At 53.6% G+C, this 14,742-nt stretch carries 15 protein-coding genes; 9 read left to right on the forward strand and 6 right to left on the reverse strand.

The window, feature by feature from the left end:
* Positions 1–101: 101 nt before the first annotated feature.
* Entirely contained in the window at positions 102–737 is a 636-nt protein-coding gene (locus JC793_RS03395; RefSeq protein ID WP_218427483.1) for an NTP transferase domain-containing protein, read from the reverse strand.
* A 59-nt stretch (positions 738–796) separates the two neighbouring features.
* Here JC793_RS03395 and yqeC point away from each other — a divergent pair, with 59 nt between their 5' ends.
* Together yqeC and yqeB are read left to right on the forward strand one after the other, a co-directional pair.
* The gene (yqeC, locus tag JC793_RS03400; protein WP_218427485.1) at positions 797–1,612 is read left to right on the forward strand and encodes a selenium cofactor biosynthesis protein YqeC; all 816 of its coding nucleotides are present in this window, start codon (positions 797–799) and stop codon (positions 1,610–1,612) included.
* A gap of 40 nt (positions 1,613–1,652) precedes the next feature.
* Positions 1,653–3,269, forward strand: coding sequence for a selenium-dependent molybdenum cofactor biosynthesis protein YqeB (yqeB, locus tag JC793_RS03405; RefSeq protein ID WP_218427486.1), 1,617 nt, complete (start codon positions 1,653–1,655; stop codon positions 3,267–3,269).
* Between the two features lie 38 nt (positions 3,270–3,307).
* Here the strand turns inward: yqeB and JC793_RS03410 are convergent, their stop codons facing one another.
* A complete protein-coding gene (locus JC793_RS03410) occupies positions 3,308–4,699 on the reverse strand; it encodes an Nramp family divalent metal transporter (protein ID WP_247717312.1) in 1,392 nt (463 codons plus the stop codon).
* A gap of 140 nt (positions 4,700–4,839) precedes the next feature.
* Here JC793_RS03410 and JC793_RS03415 point away from each other — a divergent pair, with 140 nt between their 5' ends.
* Both JC793_RS03415 and JC793_RS03420 read left to right on the forward strand, forming a co-directional pair.
* Positions 4,840–5,388, forward strand: a complete 549-nt coding sequence (locus JC793_RS03415) for a toxin-activating lysine-acyltransferase (protein ID WP_107679457.1) — start codon at positions 4,840–4,842, stop codon at positions 5,386–5,388.
* Positions 5,385–5,729, forward strand: a complete 345-nt coding sequence (locus JC793_RS03420; RefSeq protein ID WP_247717313.1) for a hypothetical protein — start codon at positions 5,385–5,387, stop codon at positions 5,727–5,729. The genes JC793_RS03415 and JC793_RS03420 overlap by 4 nt, the downstream gene beginning before the upstream one ends.
* 36 nt (positions 5,730–5,765) lie before the next feature.
* Here JC793_RS03420 and JC793_RS03425 read toward each other — a convergent pair whose 3' ends face one another.
* Entirely contained in the window at positions 5,766–6,380 is a 615-nt protein-coding gene (locus JC793_RS03425) for a LysE family translocator (RefSeq protein ID WP_218427488.1), read from the reverse strand.
* A 149-nt stretch (positions 6,381–6,529) separates the two neighbouring features.
* Here JC793_RS03425 and JC793_RS03430 point away from each other — a divergent pair, with 149 nt between their 5' ends.
* The gene (locus tag JC793_RS03430; protein WP_218427490.1) at positions 6,530–7,405 is read left to right on the forward strand and encodes a LysR family transcriptional regulator; all 876 of its coding nucleotides are present in this window, start codon (positions 6,530–6,532) and stop codon (positions 7,403–7,405) included.
* Positions 7,406–7,499: 94 nt separating this feature from the next.
* Entirely contained in the window at positions 7,500–8,711 is a 1,212-nt protein-coding gene (locus JC793_RS03435) for a mechanosensitive ion channel family protein (protein ID WP_166708915.1), read from the forward strand.
* Between the two features lie 109 nt (positions 8,712–8,820).
* Here JC793_RS03435 and tetR(D) read toward each other — a convergent pair whose 3' ends face one another.
* The gene (tetR(D), locus tag JC793_RS03440) at positions 8,821–9,450 is read right to left on the reverse strand and encodes a tetracycline resistance transcriptional repressor TetR(D) (RefSeq protein ID WP_218427492.1); all 630 of its coding nucleotides are present in this window, start codon (positions 9,448–9,450) and stop codon (positions 8,821–8,823) included.
* 94 nt (positions 9,451–9,544) lie between these two features.
* Here tetR(D) and tet(D) point away from each other — a divergent pair, with 94 nt between their 5' ends.
* The 3 genes from tet(D) to fghA all read left to right on the forward strand — a co-directional run bounded on the left by tet(D) (position 9,545) and on the right by fghA (position 12,785).
* On the forward strand, positions 9,545–10,729 hold the full coding sequence (tet(D), locus tag JC793_RS03445; protein ID WP_218427494.1) for a tetracycline efflux MFS transporter Tet(D): 1,185 nt from the start codon (positions 9,545–9,547) through the stop codon (positions 10,727–10,729).
* Positions 10,730–10,823: 94 nt separating this feature from the next.
* The gene (locus JC793_RS03450; RefSeq protein ID WP_166707060.1) at positions 10,824–11,933 is read left to right on the forward strand and encodes an S-(hydroxymethyl)glutathione dehydrogenase/class III alcohol dehydrogenase; all 1,110 of its coding nucleotides are present in this window, start codon (positions 10,824–10,826) and stop codon (positions 11,931–11,933) included.
* Between the two features lie 21 nt (positions 11,934–11,954).
* A complete protein-coding gene (gene fghA / locus JC793_RS03455; protein ID WP_218427496.1) occupies positions 11,955–12,785 on the forward strand; it encodes an S-formylglutathione hydrolase in 831 nt (276 codons plus the stop codon).
* Positions 12,786–12,791: 6 nt separating this feature from the next.
* Here the strand turns inward: fghA and JC793_RS03460 are convergent, their stop codons facing one another.
* Together JC793_RS03460 and JC793_RS03465 are read right to left on the reverse strand one after the other, a co-directional pair.
* Entirely contained in the window at positions 12,792–13,343 is a 552-nt protein-coding gene (locus JC793_RS03460; protein WP_166707062.1) for an RNA 2'-phosphotransferase, read from the reverse strand.
* 148 nt (positions 13,344–13,491) lie between these two features.
* A complete protein-coding gene (locus JC793_RS03465; RefSeq protein ID WP_218427498.1) occupies positions 13,492–14,721 on the reverse strand; it encodes an MFS transporter in 1,230 nt (409 codons plus the stop codon).
* Positions 14,722–14,742 lie beyond the last annotated feature (21 nt).

Raw genomic sequence — 14,742 nt, forward strand, 5'->3', positions numbered from 1 at the left:
AAGATTCTCAAAAAAAGAAAAAACGTATCACATTGATAATGGAAAAATGATGTTAACAATTAATGTTATTAATGGGATGGATGTAATAGTGTACATCCGGATTACCCGCGATAATGCTGATAAACCTCCGGCGTATCGATATCGGTAATCACCGCATCACTCTGCATATTCAGGAAACGGTGCGGACCGGTCAGCAGCCGTTTTTTCATGGTATTACCCGCCGGATGTGACAGTGCCGCGAGCAGACATGCGCGGGAGAGCAGCACGGGATGGCCCGGAACTTGCTTGTAACAGGGAAGGAGTGCGGCATCACCACGCTGTGCCCACAGCGTCTGCCAGATTTCTGGGGTGAGGAACGGCACATCACCGTGGGTGAGAAAACAGTATTCGCTGGTCACCGCCTGTGCGGCCAGGCGCTGTGAGGAGAGCAGTCCGGTTTCGTATTCCGGATTATAAAGAATATGAATGCGTTTTACGGACTGATAACGCGCGGCCAGTTCCGCGCCGCGAAAGCCGGTCACCAGGATGACCCTGTGACAAAAATGCAGTGCATTAGCCAGACTGGTGTCCAGCAAAGTGGCACCGCCGCGGCCCCACGGCAGCATCATTTTCCATTCACCCATCCGTGAGGAGAGCCCGGCCGCCGTCATGATGCAGTCTGTTTCCTGCGGGCAATACGGCTTACGGATCGATAAATAGGATAAAGCGGTATCGGCTGAGGTCAGGTGAGACGGCATAATGGATATACACTCCGCTGATAAACATAGAAAGTGACTGATATTCAAAGGATTCGGTAATGACGATGACAACGGCTCTCAATACACAGATCCCTGTCCGAAGTTGCGCCACTATACCTGAACCGCTGCGCCGGTTATGTGATACACATCCGGGCGGCCATGCAATGGTGATCAGTATCGTCGGTGCGGGCGGCAAAACCAGCTGCCTGTTCTGGCTGGCACGGGCTTTTTCCCGGTTAGGAAAAAAGGTGATGATCACCACCACCACGCATATGTTTCTGCCCCGGGAGGGGTTTCCGGTCATTCTCGCCTGTCATCCGGTCCGCCTGCCGGATGCGGTGACAAATCGCGGCTCATTTGCCTGTTATACCGGCTGGAACCCGCAGAATAATAAGGTCAGCGGTTTCTCCTCTGCGGATATTAATGCCCTGGCGGAGCAGAATGCCGTTGATGTTATTTTAGCCGAAGCTGACGGAGCTCGCGGTTTTGGCATAAAAGCGCCGGCTGAGCATGAACCTTGCATACCTGATTACAGTGATTGTGTTATTGCTGTGACAGACGGCCGGCTTCTGGGGACGCCTGTCGGGCCTGATAATGTACACCGGTGGTCACATTTCTCTGCCGTTACCGGCTTAAACAGCGGTGATACGCTGGGTTTGGGGGCGATAAGCCGCCTGATCCGGCACCCGCAGGGGATGTGGAAATCAGCACCGCCGGATGCATTACGGATCTGGCTGATAAACCGTTTTTCTCAAAATGAGAATTTTTCGCCGGACATACTGGCAGACTGGCTCCGCGGCACACCGCTGAACGCAGTATGGTTCGGTGCCGTCAGGGAAGATCCCGCAATTACACACATATTGCAGCGACAATAATATCAATGATAAATGCAGGGATATCCATTGAGGTCTGTTTATGAAAATTTTTACCGAAGCAGCGAAGTTGGTTGAGAAAAATTGCCCGTTTGCCATGGCGGAAATTATTGAATGTTCAGGCAGCACCCCCCGTCACAGCGCACAAATGCTGGTGCTGGGGGACGGAAAAACTATCGGTACCATCGGCGGTGGTATGGTGGAGCGCAAAGTGATCGAAGAGGCGGTGGAAGCGCTGCACGAGGGGCGCTCCCGCATGTTTCACGGCCGGATGGCCCGCAACGGGCAGCATGCGGTCGGCTCCGACTGCGGCGGTGCGATGTCGGTATATATTGCGGTACACGGTGTGCGTCCGCGTCTGATCCTGCTCGGCGGCGGTCACGTCAACCGCGCCATTGCGCAGCTGGCGGCTTTCCTGAATATTGATATTCATGTGGCGGATGTGTATGCCGGGAGTCTGGAGCCGGATCTGTTCCCGCCGTCAACCCGCCTGTGGCACGTGCCGTCATTTACCGATGCGGTGAATCAGCTCGATCCGCAGCCGGAAGATTATGTGATTATCGCCACCAACAGCCAGGATCTGGAATCCCTCAACTGCCTTATCGAAAAACCGGTGAAATACCTCGGGTTGCTCGGCAGCCGCCGCAAAGTACAGACTTTCACTAAACAATTAAGCGAATCGGGGGTATCTGAAGCGCAGCTTTCACGGCTTCATGCTCCGATCGGTTATGATATCGGCGCGGAAACGCCGCATGAAATCGCGATCAGTATTCTGGCCGAACTGCTGCAGGTGATGAATGACGCACCGGGCGGGGCAATGAAACAGAGCCCGGCGGAGATCCGCAGAGTCAAACGGGTGGTGATCCGCGGCGCGGGTGACCTGGCAACCGGCGTGGCTCTGCGTCTCTATCACAGCGGGTTTGATGTGGTGATGCTGGATGTCTGCAAACCGACCGTGATCCGCTGTACGGTCTCTTTCGCCCAGGCACTCTATGACGGCGAAAGCTGCGTGGAAGGTGTTTGTGCCCGCTATGCTCATGATATTGATGAAGTAAACCGCTATCTGAAAGAGGGTGTGATCCCGGTGCTGGCAGATGAGCGCGGTGAACTGTTACCGGCGCTGCATCCGGATGTGGTGGTGGATGCGATTATCGCCAAACGAAACGTTGCCGGTACACACCGCAAAATGGCACCCTGTACGATAGCGCTCGGGCCGGGCTTTGAGGCCGGTGTGGACTGTGATGCGGTCATTGAAACCCAGCGCGGCCATCATCTCGGCCGGGTGATCACCCACGGCTGCGCGGCACCGAATACCGGTATTCCCGGCAATATCAACGGTAAAACCACTGAACGGGTGTTACGCGCGCCGCACAGCGGCATGATGACCCGTCATGTGAATATCGGTGATCTGGTACACGAGGGGGATGTGATTGCCCGCATCGGCGACACGGAAATTCTTTCACCAATGGACGGCATGGTACGGGGCCTGCTTAATGAGGGGCTGTGTGTGCCGGAAGGTTTTAAAATCGCCGATGTCGACCCGCGCGGGGCGCTGGCTGATTTCCGCTCTGTTTCTGATAAAGCCCGCGCTATCGGCGGCGGCGTGCTGGAAGCCATCATGACCCGGCTGAACAAAATGGACAGCGCACCAACGTGCTGATAACGGACTTTCCGGGTACGGCAGCGTACCCGGATGACTCAGGCACGGAACAGCATCCCGGCCACTTCCCGGATCAGCTGTAAATTGAGCACAACCAGCACCACAGTGGCAACGGTCCCGAGTACGATCGTCAGCCGTGAGTTAACAAACACCCCCATGATTTTTTTGCTCGAGGTCAGCAGCAGCAGCGGGATCATCGAGAACGGCAGGGCGATACTCAGAAACACCTGAGTATAAATCAGCAGTTTTTCCACCACATCTTCGCGATCACCCCACAGATAAATACAGATAATCACCGGAATCACCGCCAGACCGCGGGTGATCACGCGGCGCAGCCACATCGGCAGGCGCAGATGAATAAAGCCCTCCATCACAATCTGGCCGGTCAGTGTGCCGGTGATTGTGGCATTCTGTCCGGAGGCCAGCAGCGCCACGGCAAACAGCGTCGCTAAGGTGGAACTGGCAATCACACCGACGATATCCGGGTTTTTCAGCGCATCATACAATTGGGTGAACCGCCCCAGATCCGACGGGTCATTACCGAAAAACAGCGCCGCCCCCAGTACCAGCAGCAGGCAGTTGATAATAAATGAAAACCCGAGCTGGATATTGGAATCGATAGTGGCAAAGCGGATCGCCTCGCGCAGTCCGGTTTCGCTGCGGCGATCATACTGACGGGTCTGCACAATCGAGGAGTGCAGATAAAGGTTATGCGGCATCACGGTGGCACCGACAATCCCCAGCCCGATCAGCAGAGCGGAATCCTGTCCGGCCAGTGTGGCGGTAAAGATTTTTTCAGACGGGATAAACCCGCGCATCATATCGCGCAGATTCGGATCAGACAGCGCCACTTCATAGGCGAAAATCACGAAAATCGTTAAAATCAGGACAAACACGAACGCTTCAATTTTGCGGAAACCGAGCTTCATCAGCACCAGCAGCAAAAACACATCCAGCACCGTCAGCAGCACACCGGCCATCAGCGGAATATCAAACAGCAGATTCAGCGCCACCGCACTGCCGATCACCTCTGCGATTTCAGTGGCCATAATTGCCAGTTCAGTGGTTATCCAAAGCAGGGCAGCCGTTTTCGGCCCGACCCGTGAGCGGGTGGCCTGAGCCAGATCCTGCCCGGTCACGATCCCGAGTTTCGCACACATCGCCTGTAACAGCATCGCAATCAGGCTGGACAGCAAAATCACCGACAGCAGCAGATAGCTGTACAGCGCCCCGCCCTGAATCGAGGTGATCCAGTTACCCGGGTCCATATAGCCCACCGCCACCAGCGCACCCGGGCCGGAAAACGCAAACAGCTTGCGCAGAAAACCGGCTTTTGCCCCGGCGACAGGGACGGTATTATTAATTTCAGCCAGACTGAGTTGCGGTGTATTCAGCATGATAAATCCGTCCGTGATCGTAATGAGAACCATTATCACTATATCCCTTATCGTGATGCGGGATTATCACATTTGTGCGATCGCCGTCCGGTCAGATTTAGGATGATACCGGGTACGGCGCCTGCCGTAATGCGCTACCCTCTCCGCGCAGGCTCTGTCCAAAAGGAAGAAACATGAAAATCGGCAAGTACACGGTTTATGCCCCGTTTCTGGCGGATGATAAACCCAGTGAGGCGGAAATCTGGGGAGCATCGGTCTGGTTATGGATGTTGTCTCCGCGGCACAGTAAAACACCGCTGCGTGCCCTGGGAAAGCTGCTGCTGCCGCTTATCAAACAAAAACAGTACGTTCTGGTACTTGAAAACAACCAGCCCTGTTTTTTCCTCAGCTGGGGAGCGCTGAGCGCAGAAACGGAACAGCGTTATCTGTCCGGATGTGATGAGTCTGAGTTGTATCAGCAGCTGCGCAGCGGTAACCGTATCTGGTTATTTGACTGGATAGCACCTTCTGATGAGGATAATGAGATGGCGGAGCTTATTATGAGCACGATTTTTCCGGATCAGTGTTTTCGCATGCTGCGCCTGAATGAAAGTGAAAAAAGCATCAGAATCATCGAATTCAAAGGCCATAAACTCAGCGAAAAACAGGCAGATGAATGGCGTGCCGCACATCCGGTTATGTATCCGCAGAAAGCGCAGCAGAATCAACAGGAGCAGCAATGAAGAAAATCGGTCTGGCCGTTATTATTGTATTATCCGCAGGATGTGCGGATGAAAATATTTATCCTGCCTATACGCCGGATTCCCTGAAAATGCATGCACAGGCCGCGATTAACCGTGATTTTCAGACCGGGGATATTGCTGATCTCACTATCAGCAATATAAAAGAAAATCCGCCGTCCGTGACCGGTAAGCGGAATATCGTTTTTTCGGTATCGTCTGCCGTAACAAACCGGGTTTATCACTGTATCCGTTCTGATTATTCCGTCCGCCGCTTCGGCACCCGCGATCTGAATCCGGAATCACCGGGGCATATGGTCTGCGAGCCGCAGAAAAAATCCTGAGCTTCCCGCCGGAAACTGTCCGCAGGGTGTTATCCGTCAGTGAAGGGTGAAAAAAATCAGGGAAATTCCGAGCAGCATTAATAAGACGCCGATAATTTTATCCGCCAGAAGCTGGCGGCTGAGGATCTTATTACGGATAACCGGATTAGAGAAAAACAGCGCAATTAAGCTGAACCACAACCAGTGAGCAAAAGAAATAAAGGCACCGTAGCCGAAATTCATCATCAATGTGTTATCACTGCTGATCACCTGGGTGTATACCGAGACCACAAATAACATGGTTTTCGGGTTCAGGGCATTAACAAAAAAGCCGTTGCGGAATGCCCCGAACGCCGACAGGGCGGAATTATCCGTGCTGTTCACGGAAATCCGGGTTTTATTGGTAAATGATTTAAACCCGAGCCAGATAAGATAAATAATCCCCAGCGATTTAATCACGGTAAATAACGCCGGTGACTGCATAATTAACAGCGTCACGCCAAATACCGTATAAATCACATGTAACTGCACACCAAAGGCAATACCGAGTGCTGAAAACAGGCCGGTTCTTGTACCGTACAAATAACTGTTACGGGTGACGGCAGCAAAGTCCGGCCCCGGACTGATCACCGCCAGAGTGGTGATCACCGCGACTGCAATAATTTCATTCATTGTGAATATCCCTGATAAAAACTGACCGGAATAATGAGTATTATTTTTCTCATTATTGTTTCTGTATCTTTATTATCAGTCGTTTGTGAAAGGGATAAAAACGATATATCCTGTCATAAATACGTCAGTTTTTCTCACAGATAACGATAATGAAATTACCGCCACTTTCCGCATTACGCTTTTTTGACGCCGCTGCCCGGAGCGGCAGTTTTGTCCGCGCCGCAGAAGAATTGCATGTCACTCACGGTGCTGTGAGCAGACAAATCCGTCTGCTGGAAGAGGAACTGGGGATTTCATTGTTTGAACGGCGCAACCGCGCCGTATTCCTGACACCGGCGGGACAGACGCTGTTTCAGACTACCGGGCGGATCTTCAGCCAGCTTGCGCAGACCGTGGAAAAAATACAGCATCAGCAGCGCGATAATGTCATCACGCTTTCCTGTGAGCCGACGATCGCCATGCGCTGGCTGATCCCGCGCCTCAGTCATTTCTATCAGCGTTATCCGGCGATTACCGTCCGGCTGGTCACTGCCGGCGGTGCGATTGATTTTCAGAAAACCGGTGCGGATATCGCACTGCGGCGCAATGATTTCAAATGGCGCCCGGATATTCATGCGGTGAAATTGTGCCGGGAATTTATCGGCCGGGTACAGCGGCCGGGCACCGGAGCCGGTGATGCTCTGCTGATACCGGCGACACGACCGGATGTCTGGCAGACCTGGCAGCACTTATCCGGGGACGATTCTCACCGGCTGCGGACCGTCTCCTATGAACATTTTTATATGTGTATTCAGGCGGCGCTGGCGGGACAGGGGATCACCGTGGCTTCATTTCTGATGGCGGCGGATGAATTACTGTCAGGGCAACTGGCAGCGCCGGGCGGATTTATGACGGACAATACATCGTATTATCTGTTATTTCCGTCAGCGCCGGAAAAAGAGAGTCCGGAATGGATTTTCACATCGTGGCTGCGGACGCAAATTGATGAGAGTCTGGCCGGATTATCATTACCTGTTACCGTATAACCGGTAATTGCCTGATACCACCCGTAATCAAACACACATATTTTACCTGTGTCAGACTCATCAGCTGATATTTTGATGTATGCTGTGAGATATGATGGAAAAATTATCTGAATTATATCATTTTATTACCGCGAGCTCCGTTTTATCGGCGGCGATTCTGGTGGTTATTCTGCTGGTCACCTGGTTTCTCGGGCGGCTCATATTTCTGCGCGTGGCAAAACGTCTGCTGTCATTATTTACCAACCTGACTGACGACAGCATGATCCACAGTATTGCCAAGAAGAGCGCATCTGTTGTGTCTGTCACGCTGGTGCTGTATCTCAATAAAATGCTGCCGACGTTCTCAGCAGAAATGAATATTCTGTTTAATACGGTGTGTACTGCATTTCTGATTATTAATCTGGCTTCACTGGTCAATGACGGGCTGGATATCTTTATTCTGCGTCATACCGGACGCTCATCGTACCGGAACAGCTCAATAAAAGGGTATATTGAAATTGCTAAAATCGGGGTGTGGATTGTTTCCTTTATCCTGATTATTGCCTTAATGACCTCGCAGTCACCGCTGATTATTATTTCCGGTTTCGGTGCTGTTGCTGCGGTGCTGATGTTTGTTTTTCAGCACACCTTATTATCCTTTGTGGCCAATATTCTGGTATCCAATGGTAAGGTGCTGAAACTGTATGACTGGATAGAATTACCCGGCAGTAATATCAGCGGTGAAGTGATTGATATTGCACTGCATACCATTACTGTCCGTAACTGGGATAATACAATTTCACGTATCCCGACAAAAGATTTCCTGACTGAAAAATACACCAACTGGCAGCCGATGTTTTCTTCCGGCGGCCGCCGGATTAAACGCAGTTTTTATATTGATCAGTCCTCGGTGTCGTTTGCGGATGAAACCTTATTAGCGGAACTGCGGAATCAGGAAGCCTTTCGTCAGTCTCTGGATGACATTCTGTCGGAAAATACCGGTTACGATGACGTGAAAGAGTGGATGGCCGCAAAAGGTGTCACCAATTTACAGTTATTCCGTAAATATCTTCTCAGCTGGATAAAAATGCGCGGCGATGTGCGGACAGATATGTATCTGGTGATCAGAACAATGTCACCGACACCGGAGGGATTACCGGTTGAAATATACTGTTTTACCCGCTCCACAACCTGGGTTGATTATGAGGAAACCCAGTCGCAGATATTTGAATATGTGAATGCGTCGGCAAAATATTTCCGGCTGGATATTTACCAGCAGCCATCCGGTCATGACCTGGCGAATCTGCGCTACCGGGCCGGACGGTGATGCGTCCCGCCCGCAGATAACGGGCAAAAACGAAAAGTCGCTGTAAATACATCCCTGTACGCTCAGGCGCGTCATCCATGACGCGCATGCTTTTCGTTTTCTTTTCCCGTTATCGCGGACTCTGTCCTGAGTGGGTTAACTGCACCTCAAACCCCAGAATCAGGCTCTCCAGGCCGTGCAGAAAGGCCTGTTCACCATCATCACTGTCCATAATATGCAGAGCTTCCCGCAGCAGCGGCGGCAGAGTGTCATCCGCTGCTGCCGTGCGATCACCCGAAGCCGCGCTGTGCTCCTGCTGCTCAAGCACGGCACCCAGCGTAAAATGGCTGACCGCCGAAATCGCATATAACCCGTCCCGCAGTGAAAAGCCGTTGTCGGTCATAAACCGTAACTGGGTTTCCACCGTATCATACTGCTTTTCATCAGGGCGGGTACCGAGATGCACTTTTGCCCCGTCACGGTAACACAGTAACGCCCGGCGGAAACTCATCGCATTATTGCGCAGAAATGATTGCCAGGACTCACCTGCCGCAGGCAGTGAATAGTCATGATGACGTGCCAGGATTTCCACCGCCAGTGCATCCAGCAGTGCCCGTTTATTTTTCACATGCCAGTAGAGTGTCGGTTGTTCTATACCCAGCTTCTGCGCCAGTTTGCGGGTCGTCAGCCCGTCAATGCCTGTCTCATTCAGCAGTTCCAGTGCCGCATCAATAACCGATTCTCTGTTCAGCCGTGCCATGACTATCTCCTCTGATTTCAGATTGACACTCTATCACTGATAGGGATATATTCCAACTCTATCAATGATAGAGAATTAACACAGGATCTGAAAAATGAATAAACCCGCCGTTATCGCGCTGGTGATTACACTGCTGGACGCGATGGGAATTGGCCTGATCATGCCGGTATTACCGTCACTGTTGCGGGAATATCTCCCGGAAGCGGATGTGGCAAATCATTACGGTATTCTGCTGGCGTTGTATGCGGTGATGCAGGTCTGCTTTGCACCGCTGCTGGGCAGATGGTCAGATAAACTGGGACGCAGACCGGTACTGCTGCTATCGCTCGCGGGTGCTGCGCTTGATTACACGCTGCTGGCGCTGTCCGGTGTGTTGTGGATGTTGTATCTCGGGCGGATTATCTCGGGGATTACCGGTGCCACCGGTGCAGTCGCGGCTTCCGTGGTGGCGGACAGCACGGCGGTCAGTGATCGCACGGCCTGGTTCGGGCGTCTCGGCGCGGCGTTCGGGGCGGGGCTGATCGCCGGGCCTGCTGTCGGCGGGCTGGCGGGAGATATCTCGCCGCATCTGCCGTTTGTGATTGCGGCGATACTGAATGCCTGCACGTTTCTGATGGTCTTTTTTCTCTTTAAACCAGCGGTTCAGGCAGAAGAGAAACCGGCAGAGCAGAAAGCGGAAAGCGCAGGTATCAGTTTTGTCACACTGCTTAAACCGCTGGCGCTGCTGCTGTTTGTCTTTTTTACCGCGCAGCTTATCGGGCAGATCCCGGCCACGGTCTGGGTGCTGTTCACAGAGAGCCGTTTTGCCTGGGACAGTGCGGCAGTCGGGTTTTCACTGGCGGGACTCGGGGCAATGCATGTGCTGTTTCAGGCGGTGGTTGCCGGGATACTGGCGAAACGGCTGAGTGAAAAAACGATTATCTTTGCCGGGTTTATCGCCGATGCCACCGCGTTTTTACTGATGTCCGCCATCACTTCCGGATGGATGGTATATCCGGTGCTGATCCTGCTGGCGGGCGGCGGGATTGCCCTGCCTGCATTGCAGGGAATTATCTCCGCCGGGGCATCGGCGGCAAATCAGGGCAAATTACAGGGCGTGCTGGTCAGTCTCACCAATCTGACCGGGGTGGCAGGCCCGCTGCTGTTTGCCTTTATCTTCAGTCAGACACAGCTGAGTGCGGACGGGACTGTGTGGCTGATTGGTACGGCACTGTACGGCCTGCTGCTGGCAATCTGCCTGCTGATCAGAAAACCGGCACCGGTGGCAGCCACCTGCTGACCGGTGCTATACAGGCAGCGCTGTTGTGCGGTATGGTGGACAGCATTCGTGCTTATCACCTGCCAAGATAAGCCTCAGACACAGAGGAACCGTTATGAAATCACGCGCAGCAGTCGCCTTCGGGCCGGGTTTACCCCTTGAAATTGTTGAAATTGATGTGGCACCACCGAAGAAAGGTGAAGTGCTGGTGAAAATCAGTCACACCGGGGTATGCCATACCGATGCCTATACGCTCTCCGGTGATGATCCGGAAGGCTTGTTCCCGGTGGTACTCGGCCATGAAGGTGCCGGGGTGGTGGTCGGGGTCGGCGAGGGCGTAACCAGTGTGAAACCGGGCGACCATGTGATCCCGCTGTACACCGCTGAATGCGGTGAGTGTGATTTTTGTACCTCCGGCAAAACCAACCTCTGTGTCGCAGTCCGCGAAACCCAGGGCAAAGGCGTGATGCCGGACGGCACCAGCCGTTTCTCCTATAACGGTCAGCCGCTCTATCACTATATGGGCTGCTCAACATTCAGCGAATATACCGTTGTCGCGGAAGTCTCACTGGCAAAAATCAATCCGCAGGCCAATGCGGAGCAGGTTTGTCTGCTCGGCTGCGGCGTGACCACCGGGATCGGCGCGGTACACAATACCGCGAAGGTACAGGAAGGGGATTCCGTGGCGGTATTCGGCCTCGGCGGTATCGGGCTGGCGGTGGTGCAGGGAGCGCGTCAGGCGAAAGCCGGACGTATCTTTGCTATCGATACCAATCCGTCCAAATTTGAACTGGCAAAACAGTTCGGTGCCACAGACTGCATCAACCCGAATGATTATGACAAACCTATTCAGCAGGTGCTGGTCGAAATGACCAAATGGGGAGTGGATCATACCTTTGAATGTATCGGTAATGTCAATGTGATGCGGTCGGCACTGGAAAGTGCGCACCGCGGCTGGGGACAGTCGGTGATTATCGGGGTGGCGGGAGCCGGAAAAGAGATTTCAACGCGGCCGTTCCAGCTGGTCACCGGACGGGTCTGGAAAGGTACGGCGTTCGGCGGTGTGAAAGGCCGTACTCAGTTGCCGGGAATGGTGGAAGATGCCATGAGCGGTAAAATCGAGCTGGCACCGTTTGTCACGCACACCATGGAACTGGATAAAATCAACGAGGCGTTTGATTTGATGCACGATGGTAAATCCATCCGCACAGTTATTCATTACTGATAACGTATTCAGGGAGATAATATGGAACGGATTGAACACCACGCTTGTTTCGGCGGCAGCCAGGAAGTCTGGCGTCATCACTCTGCGGTAACCGGCACACCGATGACGTTTTCCGTGTTTTTGCCGCCGCAGGTAAAAACAGAAAAATGTCCGGTGCTGTACTGGCTGTCCGGGCTGACCTGCAACGAGCAAAATTTTATCACCAAAGCCGGTGCGCAGCGTTATGCCGCAGAGCACGGTCTGGTGATTGTCGCGCCGGACACCAGTCCGCGCGGCAGTCAGGTGGCGGATGATAAAGAGTATGATCTCGGGCAGGGCGCCGGGTTTTATGTCAATGCCACACAGGAACCGTGGCAGGAACATTATCAGATGTACGATTATATTCTGGATGAGCTGCATACCCTGGTGGCAGGGCATTTCGGTACATCGGAAAAACGCAGTATCTGCGGGCACTCGATGGGCGGACACGGCGCACTGGTACTGGCGCTGCGTAATCCGGACGCGTTCCTCAGTGTGTCAGCGTTTGCGCCGATTGTGTCACCGTCACAGGTGCCATGGGGGGAAAAAGCGTTCTCCGCCTATCTGGGGCAGGATAAAGCAGTGTGGGAACAGTATGATGCGGTCAGACTGATCGAATCCGGTCACCGCGTCGCAGATATGCTGGTTGATCAGGGGCTTGCGGATACGTTCTTCAGTAAGCAGCTGAAAACCGGGTTACTGAAATCTGCCTGCGAAACACATGGTATCCCGCACACTATCCGTGTGCATGCCGGTTATGATCACAGCTATTACTTTATTGCGAGTTTTATCGCGGATCATATCGCCTGGCATGCGGCACGCCTCAACGCATAAACCCGGTCAGCCGGGTTTTTTCTGCGACAGGTATTTTATCGGTACATGCGGCGTCAGCCAGACGCCGTTATCCGCCAGATAGAACGGATAACCGGTTTTATGCATCTCTCCGGCGGCAATGGTGAGCACCACTGGTTTGCCGTGGCGGGCGCCGACCGTCAGCGCGGTATCTTCATCCGCACTGAGGTGGACATAATGCCGTGATCCGGCAATCAGCCCCAATTCACAAATATCACTGATAAACCGGATAGCGGTGCCGTGATAAAGTGTGTCCGGCGGTGTCTGCGGCGGATAATCTATCGCCACCTGCCCGGCGGAGTGTCCCTGTGCCGCGCGGATATACATACCATCAGATGAGATCGTAAACCGTTTTTTATCATTGGTCTGCACGACCTCATCCAGTGTTCCGCGATCAAACGGCGTGCCGTGAACTGCAGCCTGACGCAGCAGTGCGGCAATATCTGTCCAGCCCTCACCGTCGAGGCTGATCCCGATGGATTCCGGTTTGTGCCTCAGGACATAGCTCAGAAATTTACTGATTTTATCGTATTGATTCATCGTGTTTATTTTACAGTTTTTGCCGGTGATCCGGCGGTGATATTATGGATGAATTATACGCGCCTGCTGCGGTAAAAGGGAGAAAGGACTGCGATAACCCTGCGCTGTATCAGATACTGACGGCGGAATAACCGCCGTCAGTCTGTTTTTAAATAGTACTGAGTTCGCGGTTACGGGTTTCCGCGCCGAGGAAGAGCACCGCGAGAATAGCGATCACTACCGCGGCACTGAAGATCAGGAAAATCGTGCTGACAGCAAACTGATACTGAATCAGGTAACCGGCCAGCAGCGGCCCGAGAATCCCGCCTATCCGTCCGATGGCTGTGGCAGTTCCCGCACCGGTGGCGCGGACACTGTCCGGATACTGCTCCGGGGTGTAGGCGTAGAGCGCGCCCCAGGCTCCGAGGTTAAAGAATGAGAGCAGCATGCCGGAGATAACCAGCGCCGTGGCGGTTTCCGCGCAACTGAAGCCGTACGCACTGATTGCGGTACCGGCGAGATAGGTCACCAGCACAAATTTTCGGCCGTAACGTTCAATCAGCCAGGCGGCACTGAAATAGCCGGGTAACTGGGCGAGTGTCATGATCAGCACATACTGGAAGCTTTTTATCAGACTGAAACCCTTGAGGATCGCCACGCCGGGCAGCCAGAGAAAAATACCGTAATAGGAAAACACCACACAGAACCACAGGATCCACAGCATCAGTGTGGCGCGGCGGTATTGCGGCGACCAGATCAGCGCCATTGACTGCGCCACCGTGAGTTTCGGGCGCGTCTGTGCGGTATAGCGGGATACCGGTTCCGGCAGTTTTGCCCGCAGCCAGAGCGCATACAGAGCAGGCAGGGCGCTGAGCAGCATCGCCGTGCGCCAGCCGTAATCCGGGATAACATAATAGGCAATCAGTGCCGCAATCAGCCAGCCCACAGCCCAGAAGCTTTCCAGCAGCACAACCACGCGGCCGCGCTCGTGAGGCGCAACACTCTCACTGACCAGCGTGGACGCCACCGGCAGTTCTCCGCCCAGCCCCATGCCGATAAAAAAGCGCAGCACCAGAACCACCGCCAGTGAACCGGCAACAGCTGTCAGACCGGAGCCGAGACTGAACAGCAGCAGGGTGAGAATAAACACCGGTTTACGGCCTTTTCTGTCCGCCATAATACCGAAAACAAAGGCTCCCACAGCCATTCCGGCGGCATTGAGACTGCCGATCCAGCCGATCTGCGAGGCACTCAGCCCCCAGTCTGCCTGTAAGGCCGCCAGCAGAAATGCCAGCAGTCCGACATCCATGGCATCAAATGTCCAGCCCATCCCGGCTATCCATAACAGCTTGTTACGTGAGGTGGCTGACGCCGCCGTGTGTGTCCGGAGTGTCGTCATGATTGCGACCTTTTTTATCCG

The sequence above is a fragment of the Morganella morganii genome (assembly GCF_019242955.1).
GTDB classification, from domain to species: domain Bacteria; phylum Pseudomonadota; class Gammaproteobacteria; order Enterobacterales; family Enterobacteriaceae; genus Morganella; species Morganella sibonii.